The organism is Streptomyces sp. NPDC043878, from assembly GCF_056435735.1.
The window spans coordinates 1-13,809 of record NZ_JBWKDW010000017.1 but is presented as its reverse complement, the minus strand read 5'-3'; the positions used below and the strand labels follow the sequence as shown (position 1 = coordinate 13,809).

General features: G+C 73.5%; 13 protein-coding genes. All 13 read right to left on the bottom strand.

Annotated features, from left to right (window positions below; genetic code table 11):
• Nucleotides 1–4: 4 nt before the first annotated feature.
• Nucleotides 5–829, bottom strand: coding sequence for a 4'-phosphopantetheinyl transferase family protein (locus tag AC07AZ_RS23250; protein WP_478850698.1), 825 nt, complete (start codon nucleotides 827–829; stop codon nucleotides 5–7).
• Nucleotides 826–1,275, bottom strand: a complete 450-nt coding sequence (locus AC07AZ_RS23245; RefSeq protein ID WP_478850696.1) for an acyl carrier protein — start codon at nucleotides 1,273–1,275, stop codon at nucleotides 826–828. Before AC07AZ_RS23245 ends, AC07AZ_RS23250 begins: the two co-directional genes overlap by 4 nt.
• Entirely contained in the window at nucleotides 1,235–2,839 is a 1,605-nt protein-coding gene (locus AC07AZ_RS23240; RefSeq protein WP_478850694.1) for an MFS transporter, read from the bottom strand. The genes AC07AZ_RS23245 and AC07AZ_RS23240 overlap by 41 nt, the downstream gene beginning before the upstream one ends.
• Before the next feature lie 4 nt (nucleotides 2,840–2,843).
• The gene (locus AC07AZ_RS23235; RefSeq protein ID WP_478850692.1) at nucleotides 2,844–5,162 is read right to left on the bottom strand and encodes an SDR family oxidoreductase; all 2,319 of its coding nucleotides are present in this window, start codon (nucleotides 5,160–5,162) and stop codon (nucleotides 2,844–2,846) included.
• Between the two features lie 3 nt (nucleotides 5,163–5,165).
• Nucleotides 5,166–6,110: an aromatase/cyclase gene (locus tag AC07AZ_RS23230; protein ID WP_478850690.1), complete on the bottom strand. Its 945-nt coding sequence runs from the start codon at nucleotides 6,108–6,110 to the stop codon at nucleotides 5,166–5,168.
• A 34-nt stretch (nucleotides 6,111–6,144) separates the two neighbouring features.
• On the bottom strand, nucleotides 6,145–6,930 hold the full coding sequence (fabG, locus tag AC07AZ_RS23225) for a 3-oxoacyl-ACP reductase FabG (RefSeq protein ID WP_478850688.1): 786 nt from the start codon (nucleotides 6,928–6,930) through the stop codon (nucleotides 6,145–6,147).
• 185 nt (nucleotides 6,931–7,115) lie between these two features.
• Complete coding sequence (locus AC07AZ_RS23220) at nucleotides 7,116–7,391, bottom strand: acyl carrier protein (RefSeq protein WP_356048601.1); 276 nt, start codon at nucleotides 7,389–7,391, stop codon at nucleotides 7,116–7,118.
• A gap of 148 nt (nucleotides 7,392–7,539) precedes the next feature.
• Entirely contained in the window at nucleotides 7,540–8,763 is a 1,224-nt protein-coding gene (locus AC07AZ_RS23215) for a ketosynthase chain-length factor (protein WP_478850686.1), read from the bottom strand.
• Entirely contained in the window at nucleotides 8,760–10,031 is a 1,272-nt protein-coding gene (locus tag AC07AZ_RS23210; protein WP_478850684.1) for a beta-ketoacyl-[acyl-carrier-protein] synthase family protein, read from the bottom strand. The genes AC07AZ_RS23215 and AC07AZ_RS23210 overlap by 4 nt, the downstream gene beginning before the upstream one ends.
• Nucleotides 10,028–10,357, bottom strand: a complete 330-nt coding sequence (locus tag AC07AZ_RS23205; protein WP_478850682.1) for a TcmI family type II polyketide cyclase — start codon at nucleotides 10,355–10,357, stop codon at nucleotides 10,028–10,030. Before AC07AZ_RS23205 ends, AC07AZ_RS23210 begins: the two co-directional genes overlap by 4 nt.
• A gap of 133 nt (nucleotides 10,358–10,490) precedes the next feature.
• Nucleotides 10,491–11,957 (bottom strand): FAD-dependent monooxygenase, encoded by a 1,467-nt coding sequence (locus tag AC07AZ_RS23200; protein ID WP_478850680.1) that lies wholly within the window; start codon nucleotides 11,955–11,957, stop codon nucleotides 10,491–10,493.
• A 182-nt stretch (nucleotides 11,958–12,139) separates the two neighbouring features.
• A complete protein-coding gene (locus AC07AZ_RS23195) occupies nucleotides 12,140–13,150 on the bottom strand; it encodes a hypothetical protein (protein WP_478850678.1) in 1,011 nt (336 codons plus the stop codon).
• Between the two features lie 4 nt (nucleotides 13,151–13,154).
• Nucleotides 13,155–13,809, bottom strand: a 655-nt coding sequence (locus AC07AZ_RS23190) for an acyl-CoA carboxylase biotin carboxyl carrier protein subunit (RefSeq protein ID WP_478850676.1), incomplete at its 5' end; no start/stop codon positions are given.

Sequence of the window (13,809 nt, the reverse complement as noted above, 5' to 3'; positions counted from 1 at the left end):
TGGGTCACGCTCCCCTGTCAGGTCCTTGCGTGGTCGTGGCGCCGGCGCCCGGGCCGGCGGCGTCGAGGTCCACCGTGCCGCCGGCGAACAGTGCCTCGGGGGGCAGCCAGCGCACCCCGACGCGGGGCGCCCCGGTGCCGAGCACGGCGACGGCGGCGTTGTGGCGGGGGCCCGCCGGCAGGTCCAGGAGGGTCCAGCCGGCGGGCCGGCGGCGGGCGTCGGAGCCGAGGTAGTCCTGGCCGGGATCACGGGACAGGCCGGTGCCGAGCGCCTTGAGGTAGGCCTCCTTGCGGGTCCACATCCGTCCGAACGCCTCCCGTCTGGCGTCCCCGGCGAGGGCCGCGAGTTCCTCCCGCTCCCCCGGGTGCAGGGCGGGGGCGCACACCTCGACGGTCTCCTCGCGGGGCAGCCGCTCCACGTCGATGCCGATCACCGTGGAGGACACGGCGATGACGGCCATGCCGTGGCTGTGCGCGAGGGAGAAGTGCAGCGGCGGGTCGGGGTGGGCGACCGCGGGCCGCCCGTGCGGCTTGGCGCAGCCGGGGCAGGGCTCCCGCACGAACGGCACGTCCCGCGGGGCCAGGCCCAGGTAGGCGCCGAGCAGCCGGCGCAGGGCGATGTGCGCGGAGGCGTAGGTGATGCCGTCGGTGGGGCGGACGAAGGACGCGGTGCGCCGGCGTTCGGCCTCGCTGAGCTCGGTCAGCTCCAGCTGTTCGGCGGCCGAGTCGAGCCGGGGCCGGCGCAGCAGCCACACGTCTAGCCGGCCGGGGGCGGGCAGCCGGGCCGCGCCGGTGGCCGGCCCCCCGCGGACGAGCAGGTCCCCGCTCACGCCGTGCCCGGCAGGTCGTGCGAGACGAGGTGCTCGATCTCGGCGGCGTGCTTGTGCGGGCTGTCCTCGGGGCCGAGCTGTCCGGCCAGGCAGTCGACCAGCTCGGCGGCGCTGTTGGCGCGCAGCAGCATGTTGAGGTTGACGTCGACCCGGAGGACGGCCTCCATCCGGCGCTGGAGTTCCAGGCCGGTGATGGAGCCGATGCCCAGGCTGTTCATGGGGCGGCCCACGGTGTCGATGGTGTGCGGCTCGACCCGCAGGACGCGGGCGAGTTCGGCGCGCACGTAGGCGTCGAGGAGACGGGTGCGTTCGGCGAGGCCACAGGAGGCCAGCGTCGCCAGGCTCGGCGGCACCACTTCCACCACGTGGTCCTGCTCGAACTCGTAGTCCAGGTCGTCGAGATCGTCAAGTTCGTCGAAGATCCAGGTCTTCGTCGTCTGATCCATGATCGTGGCCCGTCGTGGAGTGGGTGGGAGGTACGGGAGGGCGGCGCGGTACGGCGGTGCGGGTGAGGCCGGCGAGGCCCACCAGGAGTCCCAGTCCGCCGACGGCGGCGACCAGGACGAGTGCGGGCCGGCAGGCCGCCACGGACTGTGCGGCGGTGGCGTGCGACGGGGTGGCGGCCGTGAGCAGGGCGGCGGCGAGCGCCGGTGTCAGGACCGCTCCGATCTGTACGGCGGTCTGGTACAGGCCACTGCCCGCGCCGCGTTCGGCGGCCGGCAGCGCCGCGGTGGCCTGCGTGTTCAGCGCGGCGAAGGACAGCACGAACCCGGCGCCCACCAGCAGCAGCGTGGGCAGCAGCAGCCCCGGGTAGTCCGGCGGCCAGGAGTCGCGCAACTGGAGCAGGTAGCCCGCGAAGGGCAGGACGGCGCCGGCCGCGATGAGCCGCGGGGCGCCGAAGCGGGCGACGAGCCGGCCGGACAGCAGCGCGGTGACGGCGAGCGGGACGGCGGCCGGCGCGAGGGCCAGCGCGCAGCGCAGCGGCGACCAGCCGGCGACCGTCTGGAGCTGGTGGACCAGGACGAACAGCAGCCCGAGATACGACCCGTTGAGGCAGGCGGCACCGAGTGCGGAGCGGAGCAGGGGGCCGTGGCGCAGCGCGCCGAACCGCACCAGGGGTGCGGGGGTGGTGCGTTCGACGGCGACGAACAGGGTGAGCAGCGCCGCCGCGGCCAGCAGGGCCCCGCCGGAGCGGGGGTCGGCCCAGCCGTGGGCGGGCAGGGCCGTGACGCCCTGCACGAGGGCGAGCAGGGCGCCGGTGAAGGTGAGGGCGCCCGTCACGTCGTAGCGCCGCGGTGGCTGTCGGTGCGTGGGGGCGGGGCCCGGGCCGCCGGTGCTGTCGCTGCGCCTGCCCCGGTCCCTGCCCCTGCCCCTGCCCCCGTCCATGCCCGTATCGCTGTCGCTGTCGGGGATCAGGCGGAGGCCGAGGGCGAACAGGAGAAGGACGACCGGTGCCGGGAAGGCGAAGGTGAGCCGCCAGCTGTGGCCGGTGAGCCAGCCGGACAGCAGCAGGCCGGTGGTGAAGCCGACCGCGCCGAAGAGGGTGTAGACGGACAACGCCCGGCTGCGGGGCGGCCCTTCGGGGAAGGTGGTGGAGATGATGGCGAGGCCGGTGGGCGCGGTGAGCGCCGCGCAGAAGCCCTTGACGAGGCGGGTGGCGACCAGCAGCCAGGGCTCCTGGGCGAGCGCGCTCAGCAGGGAGGCGGCCGCGAAGGCGAGGAGCGCCGCCAGGTAGACCCGGCGGCGCCCCAGCAGACTCACCACCCGGGCGCCGAAGAGCATCAGCCCGCCGAAGCCGGCGGCGAAACCGGTCATCGTCCACTGCACGGCGGTCAGCGGCAGCCCGAGGTCCGCGCGGATCGAGGGCAGGGCCACGACCGCCACGGACACTTCGAGCGCGTCGATGAGCATGTTGCCGGCGAGGACGAACAGCAGCGCCCACAGCCGTACGTCCCACCGCCCGGCGGCGAGCTGGGCGGTGGCCGTCGCGGAGGGATGCGACCCGGTCACGGCGTCACCCGAGGAGGGTTCCGCCGCTCGCGTCGACGAAGGAGCCGGTGACCCAGCGGGCGTCGTCGGAGACGAGGAAGGCGATGACGTCGGCGACGTCCTGCGGTTCGCCGACCCGGTTGAAGGTGGACAGGCCCGCCATCGCCTCGACGGCCTCCGGGATGTCGAACACCGGGTTGCCGTTGCGGGTGATGCCGGGCGCGACGCTGTTGACGGTGATCCCGCGCGGCCCGAGCGCCTTGGCGAAGTGCAGCGCGAGCTGCTCCACGGCGCCCTTGCTCATCGCGTACGCGATCTCGTCGGGGTTGGCGAAGCGGGTCAGCCCGGAGGAGACGTTCACGATCCGGCCGCCGTCGGGCAGGTTGGCGAGCGCCCGCTGGATGACGAAGAACGGTGCCTTGGCGTTCACGGCGAAGATCCGGTCGAACTGTTCCGGGGTGGTGTCCTCGGGCTTCACCCCGCCCATCACTCCGGCGTTGTTGACCAGGATGTCGAGCACGGTGGAGCCGGTGCGCTCCTTGAGCCCCCGCTCCAGGCCGAGGAACAGCTCGTGCACGCCGCCGGGCGCGTCGAGGGCGGCCGGTACGGCGAACGCCCGCCCGCCGTCCTTCTCGATCCCGGCGACGACCTCGGCGGCCGCGTCCTCGTTGGTGGCGTAGTGCACGGCGACGAGCGCGCCGTCGCGGGCCAGACGTTCGGCGGTGGCCCGGCCCATCCCGCGGCTCGCGCCGGTGACGAGCGCGGTCTTGCCGGTGAGGTCACCCATGTTCCTTCTCCTGCCGTTGACTTGTGCGTCCGTTGCGTGGGGGTGTGCGCGCGGTGGTGTGTCCCGCGGGTCGTCGGGGACGAACCAGCGGGCGAGTGCGGTGTCCAGGCCGTCGGGCGAGTCGCCGGCCCAGGCGACGTGCCCGTCGGGGCGGACGAGCACGGCGGCCACCTCCGTGAGGGGGCCCTCGGCCGGGGGCAGCGCGGTCACGGTGTCGACGGTCGCGGCCCACGGCCGGGCCACGCCGGCGATCCGCTGCCGCAGTTCCTCCTGCCGGGCCGGCACGAGGAGCAGTCCCCGCCCGGTGCGCAGCAGGCCGAGCGCGCTCAACGGCTCTGCCGAGCCCGGCAGTTCGGCTTCCGGGAGGCGGGCGCCCACCAGCGGGTGGCCGACCGCCGTCTCGTAGCGCACGTCGAGGCCGCTGATGGTGCCGGCCAGGTGGGCGCGTACCGGCTCGTAGGCGGTCAGTTCACCGACGACGGAGCGCAGCGCCTCCACCTCCGGGCCGCCCAGCAGCAGGCGGGCCTGGGCCCGGATGTGGGACAGCACCCGCCGTCCGACGGCGTGCCGTTCCTGGTGGTAGGTGTCGAGCAGTCCGTCCGGTGCGTGCCCGAGCACGGTCGCCGCGAGTTTCCAGCCCAGGTTGACGGCGTCCTGGAGGCCGAGGTTGAGTGCCTGGCCGCCGATCGGCATCTGCTGGTGCGCCGCGTCGCCGGCCAGCAGCACCCGGCCCTCGCGGTAGCGCTCGGCCTGCCGGGACGCGTCGCCGAAGGAGTTGACCCACAGCGGGGTGCCGCCGGAGATGTCCTCGCCGGTGACGTTGTGCCAGGCCTCGACGATGTCCGCGAAGACGGCCTCGCCCCTCGCGCGGGCCGGCCGGCCGAACTCGTGGACCATCACCCGGGTGACGCCGTCGCCGCGCCGGGCCGCGATCGCGAGTCCCTTCGGCAGCCGCTGGAAGCGGCGGTTCGGGACGTCGATGCCCTCGACGTCCGCGCGGACCAGTTCCCGTTCGGCGCCGGTGCCGGGGAAGGCGATGCCCGCGAGGCGCCGTACGGTCGAGTGCTCGCCGTCGCAGCCGACGACGTAGCGGGTGGTGAACCGCTCCGTCCGCCCGCCGTACTCCGCGGCCACCTCGATGTGGTGCGGATGCGGCTGCAGAGCCACGACCCGGTAGCCACGCATGATCCGCGCCCCGAGTTCGGCCGCGCGGGCGCCGAGCAGTTCCTCGGTGCGCACCTGCGGCACCTTCCACTGCCCCGGGTAGGGGCTGGGCAGCCGCAGGTCCATCGGCAGTCCACCGAAGTGGCCCGTCGGCTCGTGCGGCGGCAGCGGGTCACCGAACCCGCCGGGCCCCTCCAGCAGGTCCCGCTGGTGCAGGATCTCCATGGTGCGGGCGTGCAGCGTGGAGGCCCGTGACTCGGTCGTCGGGGCGTCCAGCAGTTCCAGTACGGTCACGTCGGCACCGCCGAGACGCAGTTCCCCGGCGAGCATCAGCCCGACGGGGCCGGCGCCGACCACCACGACCTGCGTATCGACAGCGTCGGCACCGGCCACGGGTCAGCGCCTCGCTTCGGCGTGGTCCTTGGCGTGGCCGAGGGTGGCGCGGCTGTTGGTGCTCAGCGCCGAGCGCACGTACTCCCTGGCCTCGTCCACCCCTGCCCCGGGGCCGAGGATCCGCTCGATGTTCTCGGGCCGCAGCACGACGGTGTGCTGCGAGGAGGCGGTCGCGCCGGTGTCCGTCTCGCGGAACGTCCAGTAGCCGGTGTGCAGGGTCATCAGCGCCGGCAGGGTGGTCTGCTTGTAGGCGATCCTCTCGCCGTCCAGGCACACCCTGTAGGACTTCGTGGTGTGTACGGAGCCGTCCTTGGCGCGGGTGTCCATCTCCAGCGTCTGCAGGCCGGGGGTGTCCTCGGTGAGCCGTACGGTCGCCACGTGCGGCAGCCGCTTCGACCACAGTCCGGCCTCGTTGACGAAGTCGTAGGCGTCCTTGGCGGAGCCGTCGATCTCGACCGTGTCCTCGAAGGAGAACGTCAACTCCTCGGACGCGGTGGCGAGTTCGACGTTGGTCTTCAGGGCCGCGAGCTCGGAGCGGGAGTTGCGGTCCACGGCCTCCTCGATCCACGCCAGGCTCGCCGGGTCGTCGTCGACGGCCGTGTAGTCGTGCAGCAGCCGCACGCGGGACGCGGTCGCGGACAGCGGCTCGATGATCCAGGTGCCGCCCATGGTGGCGACCGGGGGCGTGGAGACCTGCTGGCGGAAGGTGATCCTCAGGCCCTCGGGGTCCAGGACACGGCGCGAGGTCCAGTTCTTGGCCTCGCCGTTGGCCGTCGCCCAGATCCGGATCAGCTCCTCGTTGCCGAAGCGCTCCAGGTGGTCGACGTAGATGGTCGGCGGGAAGATCCGCGGCCAGTTCTCCACCTCGGCTATCAGCCGGTAGACGGCGGTGGCCGGGGCCGAGACCGTGATCTCGTGCGCGACTTCCCGCGGCTCGGATGCGGACATGCGTGCTCCTCGGAAGGTACGGGTGTCGGACCGGTCAGAAGTTGCCGAGGCCGCCGCAGACGTTGAGCGCCTGCGCGGTGATGGAGGCGGCCGTGTCGGAGGCGAGGTAGCCCACCAGTCCGGCGACCTCGGCGGGGCTGGAGTAGCGGCCGAGGGGGATCTTCGCCGTGAACTTCTGCAGGATGGCGTCCTCGGAGGTGTCGTACGCCGCCGCGTAGCCGGCCCGCACGCGCTGCGCCATGGGCGTCTCGACGTAGCCGGGGCACACCGCGTTGACGGTGATGCCGGTCGGGGCGAGCTCGTTGCCGAGGGCCTTGGTGAAGCCGACGACGCCGTGCTTGGACGCGGAGTAGGGGGCGCCCAGCACCACGCCCTGCTTGCCCGCGGTGGAGGCGACGTTGATGATGCGGCCGCGGTCCTTGTGGCGCATGCCGCCGGTGTTGAGGACGGCGCGGGTGAGCCGGAAGACGCCGTTGAGGTTGGTCTCCACGACGTCGTACCAGAGCTCGTCCTCGATGTCGGCGGTGACGCCGCCGCCGGACCGGCCCGCGTTGTTGACCAGGACGTCGACGGTGCCGAAGGTGTCCACGGCGGCCTGCACGAAGGTCTCGATCGACAGCGGCGAGGTCACGTCGAGGGGGGCGCCCTCGACGTCGAGGTCCTCCTCGCGCAGCTGCTTGACGGTACGGGCGACGTTCTCGGCGTCGCGGGCACCGATGAAGACCCGGTGCCCCTGGGTCGCCAGCAGCCGTGCCACCGCGAGACCGATACCGCTGGTGGCGCCGGAGACGAGGGCGACCCGCTGGGGGATGTCGGACATGTCTGGTGCTCCCTTTTTTGGCGGGGGTTTGGTGTGCCGGGGGCGGGACGGGGTGGGGCGGGGGTGCGGTCGCGGGCGCGGGTGCGTGGGGGCTTGTCGCGCAGTTCCCCGCGCCCCTTCAGGGGGTTCCGTGGGCGGCGACGGGAGTGCGCCGCCCACGGGGGCGCGGGGAACCGCGCGTGGGGTCAGGCGGCTGCCGGGGTGGTGTCGTCGAGGCGGGCGTTGACGGCCTCGACCATCGCCCGGGGGGTCTTGGCCTCGGTGAGCACGGAGTCGTCGAGCGATATGCCGTACTCGCGCTCGATCCGGCCGCAGGTCTCCAGCAGGGCCAGGGACTCGTAGCTGAGTTCCTCGAACTCGGTGTCGAGGATGTCGCCGTCGAGGTCGACGTTCTCGTCGGCGCCGGCTCCCTCCAGCAGAATCCGCTTGAGGTCCTCGATGGTGAAGGGCTGGGTGGCCACGGGTGGTTCCTTTCTTTCACGGGATGGAGGAAAAGGAGGACGGGGGCCCGGCAGGGCCGGGCGTCCCCGTCATGGGGGGGGTGGGGCTCAAGTGCCGCGACAGGCAGCGTTCGCCCCGTCGCGACGCGCGAACGCTGCGTGTCGCGGCCTAACCGCCGGCCCGTACCACCGCCGCCGAGTTGAACCCCGCGGTGCCGCGGGCCACGACCAGGACCGTCCGCAGCTCCGCCGGGCGGGGCTCGTCCGTGACCAGGTCGAGGTCGTACGTCACGTCGGGGTCGATGTTCGTGGTGGCCGGGACGACACCGTCCGCCAGGGCGAGCAGCGCCGTGGCGACATCGAGGGGCGCCGCTCCCGAGCAGAGGCGGCCGGTCATCGTCTTGGGGACGGTGACCGGGACGCCGTGCGGTCCGAAGACGTCGTTGAGGGCGTCCGCCTCGGACCGGTCGAGGTCGGGGATCGCGGCGCCGTCGGCGAAGACTGCGTCCACGTCGGCGGCGTCGGCGCCCGCGTCGGCGAGGGCGAGTTCGATCGCCTTGCGCAGACCGGGCGGGCGGCCGCTGCCGGGGACCGGGTCGAACGTGGCCCCGTAGCCGGCGAACTCGCCGTAGACCCGGGCCCCGCGCCGCGCGGCCGACTCCTCGGACTCCAGGATGAGGATCGCCCCGCCCTCCCCCGGCACGTGACCGGCGGCGGCCGCGTCGAAGGGCAGGTAGGCCCGGTCGGGTTCCTCGCTGGTCGACAGGCGGCCGCCGGCCAGGAGACCGACCCAGCCCCACGGGCAGATCGAGGCGTCGATCGACCCGGAGACGATGAGGTCGGTGCCCTTGCGGATCTGACGGCGGGCGTGGGCCAGCGCGTCGAGACCGCCGGCCTGGTCGGAGACGAGGACGCCGCTGGGTCCCTTCATGCCGTTGCGGATGGAGATCTGGCCGCTGTTGACGGCGTAGAACCAGGCGAAGGACTGGTACGCGGACACGTACTGGCTGCCCTGGCTCCACAATTTCTGCAGCTCGCCCTGGCCGAACTCGAAGCCGCCGGAGGAGCTGGCGGTGACCACGCCCATGGAGTACCCGGGCAGGTCGGCGGGTGTGACGCCGGCGTCGGCCAGCGCCCAGTCGGTGGCGACCAGGGCGAGCCGGGTCATGTGGTCGGTCTGGGCCGTCAGTCGGCTGGGCAGGTGTTCGGCGGCGGTGAATCCGGGGACCTCGCCGGCCAGCCGGGCGGGGTAGCCGGAGGGGTCGAAGCGGGTGATGCGGGCGATGCCGTTCTTGCCGGCGCGGGTCGCCGCCCAGTAGTCCTCCGTACCGAGGCCGTTGGGGGCGGCGATGCCGAGCCCCGTCACGACGGCCGTCGGTATTGACGAGCTCATGCCATACTCCTCTCGGGGCGGGCCAGCACCATCGCGCTCTGGAAACCACCGAATCCGCTGCCGACGGTCAGCACCGCGTCGGTGCGGTGCTCACGTGCGACCAGCGGCACGTAGTCCAGGTCGCACTCGGGGTCGGCCGTGTGCAGGTTCGCCGTCGGAGGCACCACGTTGTGCTCCATGGCCAGCACCGAGGCGGCGATCTCGATCGAGCCGATCGCCCCGAGCGAGTGCCCGACCATCGACTTGATGGAGGACACCGGCGTCCGGTAGGCGTGCTCGCCGAGGCTCTTCTTGAAGGCGGCCGTCTCGTGCCGGTCGTTCTGCTTGGTACCGCTGCCGTGCGCGTTGACGTAGTCGACCGCGTCGGGGTTCAGCCGGGCCTCGTCCAGCGCCACCGTGATGGCCTCGGCCATCTCCGCGCCGTCCGGGCGCAGACCCGTCATGTGGAAGGCGTTGCAGCGCGAGGCGTAACCGGCGATCTCCGCGTAGACGTGCGCGCCGCGCCTGCGCGCGCTCTCCAGTTCCTCCAGCACGAACACCGCCGAACCCTCCCCCAGCACGAAGCCGTTGCGGGTCCCGTCGAAGGGCCGCGAGGCGTGCTCGGGGTCGTCGTTGCGCGGGGTGGTCGCCTTGATGGCGTCGAAGCAGGCCAGCGTGATCGGGGAGATCGGCGCGTCGGTCGCGCCGGCCACCATGACGTCCGCCGACCCCTCCCGGATCAGCTCGACCGCGTGGCCGACGGAGTCCAGGCCGGAGGTGCAACCGGTGGAGACCACCGTCGCCGGGCCCTCGGCGCCCGCCGCCCACGCCACCTCGGCGGCGATCGAGCTCGGCACCAGGTAGTTGTAGAGGTGCGGAACCGCGTACTCGTGGTCGACCAGGGCCAGCCGGCCGCCGTCGCTCACGATCCGGTACTCCTCGTCGAGTCCCATGGTCGCGCCGACCGCGCTGCCGATCGTGATGCCCACCCGGTACGGGTCCCCCGCGGCCAGGTCCAGCCCGCTGTCGGCGACCGCCTCCCGGGCGGTGACCACGGCCAGCTGCGCCGCCCGGTCCATCCGCCGGATCTCCTGCGGGCCCAGCCCGTGTTCCTCCGGATCGAAGTCGATCTCGGCGGCGACCCGGGAACGGAACGAGGACGGGTCGAAGAAGGTGATCCCGCGCGTCGCCGTACGTCCCTCACTGAGCAGGCTCCAGAACCTCTCGGCGCCCACCCCGCCGGGGGCCGTGACACCGACCCCCGTGATGACCACTCGCCTGGCGCTCACGCCCGGCCCTCCCAGTCGTAGAAACGGGTGGCGACCGCGTCGGCCGGGGAGCGCCAGGTGGCCGGGTCGTACGCCTGGACGAACGGCTTGAGGTCCTCGCTGATGCCGACGAAACGCGGGTCGGTCTTGGCGGCCTCGATCAGCTCGCCGCCGTTGTCGGCGTCGAAGTCCTGCAGGTGGAAGTAGAGGCCGCGGTACGCGAAGAGCTGGCGGCGCCGGGTGCCCATCAGGTGCGGCATCTCGGTGCCGTCGAACTCCTTGAACAGCCGGGCCACGTCGGCCTGACTGCCGGGGTCCATCCGGGCCACGATCAGTGTGCTGTGCATGAGGGTCTCCTTCGGCGGTACTCGGGGCGGGCGGTGCCCGGGGCGGCGGGCCCGGCCCGGGCGGGCGTGACGGATGCCGTACGCGGGTGGGGTGACGGTGTGGCGGCGGGCGCCGCCGGGACCGGGGACGAGGTCAGCGGCCCGGGCCGAACCAGCGCTCCAGCGCCATCGGCAGGTCGCCGTGGCTGCCCGGCGCGGCCCAGGCCACGTATCCGTCGGGGCGCACCAGCACGGCCGTGGTGCCGGCCAGCGCGCTGCCCTCGGGCAGCACCGGCGTGGCGGTGACGACGTCGACGCGGTCCAGCCAGGGCGTGGCCCGGCGGCGCAGCGCCCCGTTGCCCGCGAGGTCCAGCAGCACTCCCCGGCCCGCGTGCAGCGCCTCCGTGCTGGAGGAGACCAGCCTGTCGCCGGTCAGCCGCACCTCCGGCAGCCGCCGGCCGAGCAGCGGGTGACGGCCGCCGTCGAGGTCGTAGCGGATCTCCAGGCCGGAGACCATCGCGGCGAAGTGCCGGCTGACCTCGGGGTAGCGGATCAGCTCGTTCAGTACGTCGCGCAGCGGCTGCACCTCGGGACCGGACAGGAACAGCAGGCCCTGCGCCCGCGTGTTCATCAGCAGGCGCTGCCCGACCGGGTGGCGCTCGGCGTGGTAGGTGTCCAGGAGCGCCTCGGGCGCCGTGCCCCGGGCCACCGCGCCCAGCTTCCAGCCCAGGTTCACCGCGTCCTGGATGCTGGTGTTCATGCCCTGGCCGCCGGCCGGCAGGTGGATATGCGCGGAGTCGCCGGCGAGGAAGACCCGGCCGCGCCGGTACTCGGTGACCTGCCGGGTCGCGTCGCCGAACGAGGACACCCACACCGGCTCGGCGTGCGAGATGTCGTCGCCGGTCAGCCGCTGCCAGGCGGCGGCGACCTCGTCCCAGGTCGGGGGCTTCTCCCGGCGCTGCGGCGGGGTGCCGCGCTCGCACACGATCAGCCGGGTCACCCCGCCGGGCAGCGGACCCACCATGACCATGCCGCCCGGCAGGGTCTCGCCGATCATCCGGGGCTCCAGCGTGATGCCCCGGACGTCGGCGAGGAACATCTCCAGGGTCGAGGCCGTGCCGGGGAAGTCGAAGCCGAGGCTCCTGCGGATCGTGGACCGGCCGCCGTCGCAGCCGACGAGGTACTCGCCGCGCAGGTGCCGCACACCGGCGGGGCCGCGCACCTCCACCTCGACGCAGTCCTCCTTCTCCGTGACGGACAGGACCTCGTGGCCACGCCGGATGTCCGCGCCGAGCTGGGCGCACCACTCCTCCAGCACGGTCTCGGTGGCCGACTGCGGGATCGTCTTGGCGGCCTGGTGCGCGCCGTCGAGTACCCCGAAGTCCACCGGCAGACCGCCGAAGTGGCCCACGTTGCTGACCTCGATGTCGCCGAAGCGGGACAGCAGGCCGCGCTGGTCGAAGACCTCCATGGTGCGGGCGGTGAAACCGAGACCGCGCGACTCGCCGGTGCGCGCCGCCAGTTTCTCCAGGACGATGACGCCGACGCCCGCGAGGCGCAGCTCACCGGCGAGCATCATGCCCGCCGGTCCGGCGCCCACGACGATGACAGATGCGTCCATGACACTCCTCGGGATGGCCCGCACTTCAGGCGGGGAAGAGACGGGTCAGGGGGGAAGAACGGGGGCCGACGTGGCCGGGCGGGTGTGCGGGGAGCGGCCGGACGGGCCGGGCCGGCGCCGGTCGCCTGTCCCGGGACGGCCGGTCGGCCGGGGTCCCGGCCTGCCCCGCGGCAGGCCGGCGGTCACAGGTACAGGCGGCCGAGGCTCTGGTTCGCCGTCTGGGCGGCCGCCGCGTGGCGGGGGTCGGGAGCGATCGCCTCGTGCCGGACGGCGACCTCGGCGAGCTTGATGGCGTGCTCGTCGCCGATCTGGACGGCGTTCGCGAACACCTCGTCCACGTCGGGGGCCTCGGGCAGCGGCGCGCCCGGCCGCGGGGTGGCGTGGAACCAGTCGAGCATCGCATGGCTGAGGGAGCGGGCGACCTCGTAGGAGGGCCACCGCTGGGCCCGCGGCAGGTGCTCGATCACCAGCCGGACGGCGGCCGGTCCGGTGACCGAGTGGATCAGCGGGATCGGATGACGCTGCGCGACGGTGGCGTAGACACCCGAGTACTCCGCGACCAGTTCGTCCAGCGCCCGCTCGGCCGGATCGCGTCCGTCCTCGCCCGACGCGTCGGCGGCGGCGTCGAGTTCGTCCTCGCCCAACGCGTCGGCGGCGGCGTCGAGTTCGTCCGGGACCGGCTCCTCCGGTGCTCCGTGACCCGCGTAGCGGGCCGCCCAGTAGCCCAGGCCCTGCGCCAGTTCGCCCAGCTGCCTGTGGTTGTCCGGGCCGGCCGCGGCCACCGCGCGGACCGCGTGGGCGGTACGGATCACCCCGTGCGTGAGCACCCCCGACATGCCGGGCAGCAGCCGGGGCCACCAGCGGGCCAGCACCCCGGTCCACGCGTCCTCGGCCAACTCCCGCTCGAACAGGGCGGTCCAGTCGCCGACCCGGCCGAAGTCCCCGAGCGCCGCCTGCCATACGGCCCGGTCCGCCGGGTCGATGGTCCAGCGGAGGCCGGGCACCTCGTGGTAGGCGCGGGTGCGCAGGTTGCGGTCGACCCAGCCGGGCACCTCGTCGGTGTATCCCATGTGGGCGAGGGCCTCCGCGGCCATCGGGGCGTGGTTGACGAACCGCGGGCCGTGCTCGAAGCCCACTCCGCGCAGGCGGTCGAGTGCCTCGTTCACGGCATCGCTGTAGGAGAGTGCTGCCATCGGATCAGTCCTTGATCTCGCAGATCGGCGCGCCGGAGGTGAGGGAGGCGCCGACTTCGGCGGACAGGCCCTTGACGGTGCCGGACCGGTGCGCGTTGAGCGGCTGTTCCATCTTCATCGCTTCGAGGACGACGATCAGGTCGCCTTCCCTGACCTCCTGGCCCTCCTCGACGGCGACCTTCACGATCGTGCCCTGCATCGGCGAGGCGAGGGTCTCGCCCGACGGGGCGGGGCCGGACCTCCTGGCGGAGCGGCGCTTGGGCCGGGCGCCGGCGGCGAGTCCGGTGCGGGCCAGGGACATGCCGAGCGACCCCGGGAGGGAGACCTCCAGGCGTCTGCCGCCGACCTCGACGACGACGGTGTCGCGGCCGGGTTCCTCGTCGGTGTCCGGGCCGGCGGGCGTGGTGAAGGGCTTGATGTCGTTGACGAACTCGGTCTCGATCCACCGGGTGTGGACGGTGAACGGGTCCGTGGACCCGGTGAGTTCGGGAGCGAAGGCCGGGTCGGTGACCACCGCGCGGTGGAAGGGGATCGCCGTGGCCATCCCCTCGACCTGGAACTCTCCCAGCGCCCGCGCGGCCCGCTGCAACGCCTCCTGGCGGGTGCGGCCGGTGACGATCAGCTTGGCCAGCAGCGAGTCCCACGCCGGACCGATCACC

What these genes read in the sequence shown, in the direction of transcription:
- AC07AZ_RS23245 (WP_478850696.1), bottom strand. Translation starts at nt 1,275, where the DNA reads ATGGATCAGACGACGAAGACCTGGATCTTCGACGAACTTGACGATCTC.
- AC07AZ_RS23230 (WP_478850690.1), bottom strand. Translation starts at nt 6,110, where the DNA reads ATGTCCGCATCCGAGCCGCGGGAAGTCGCGCACGAGATCACGGTCTCG.
- fabG (WP_478850688.1), bottom strand. Translation starts at nt 6,930, where the DNA reads ATGTCCGACATCCCCCAGCGGGTCGCCCTCGTCTCCGGCGCCACCAGC.
- AC07AZ_RS23215 (WP_478850686.1), bottom strand. Translation starts at nt 8,763, where the DNA reads ATGAGCTCGTCAATACCGACGGCCGTCGTGACGGGGCTCGGCATCGCC.
- AC07AZ_RS23205 (WP_478850682.1), bottom strand. Translation starts at nt 10,357, where the DNA reads ATGCACAGCACACTGATCGTGGCCCGGATGGACCCCGGCAGTCAGGCC.
- AC07AZ_RS23200 (WP_478850680.1), bottom strand. Translation starts at nt 11,957, where the DNA reads ATGGACGCATCTGTCATCGTCGTGGGCGCCGGACCGGCGGGCATGATG.
- AC07AZ_RS23195 (WP_478850678.1), bottom strand. Translation starts at nt 13,150, where the DNA reads ATGGCAGCACTCTCCTACAGCGATGCCGTGAACGAGGCACTCGACCGC.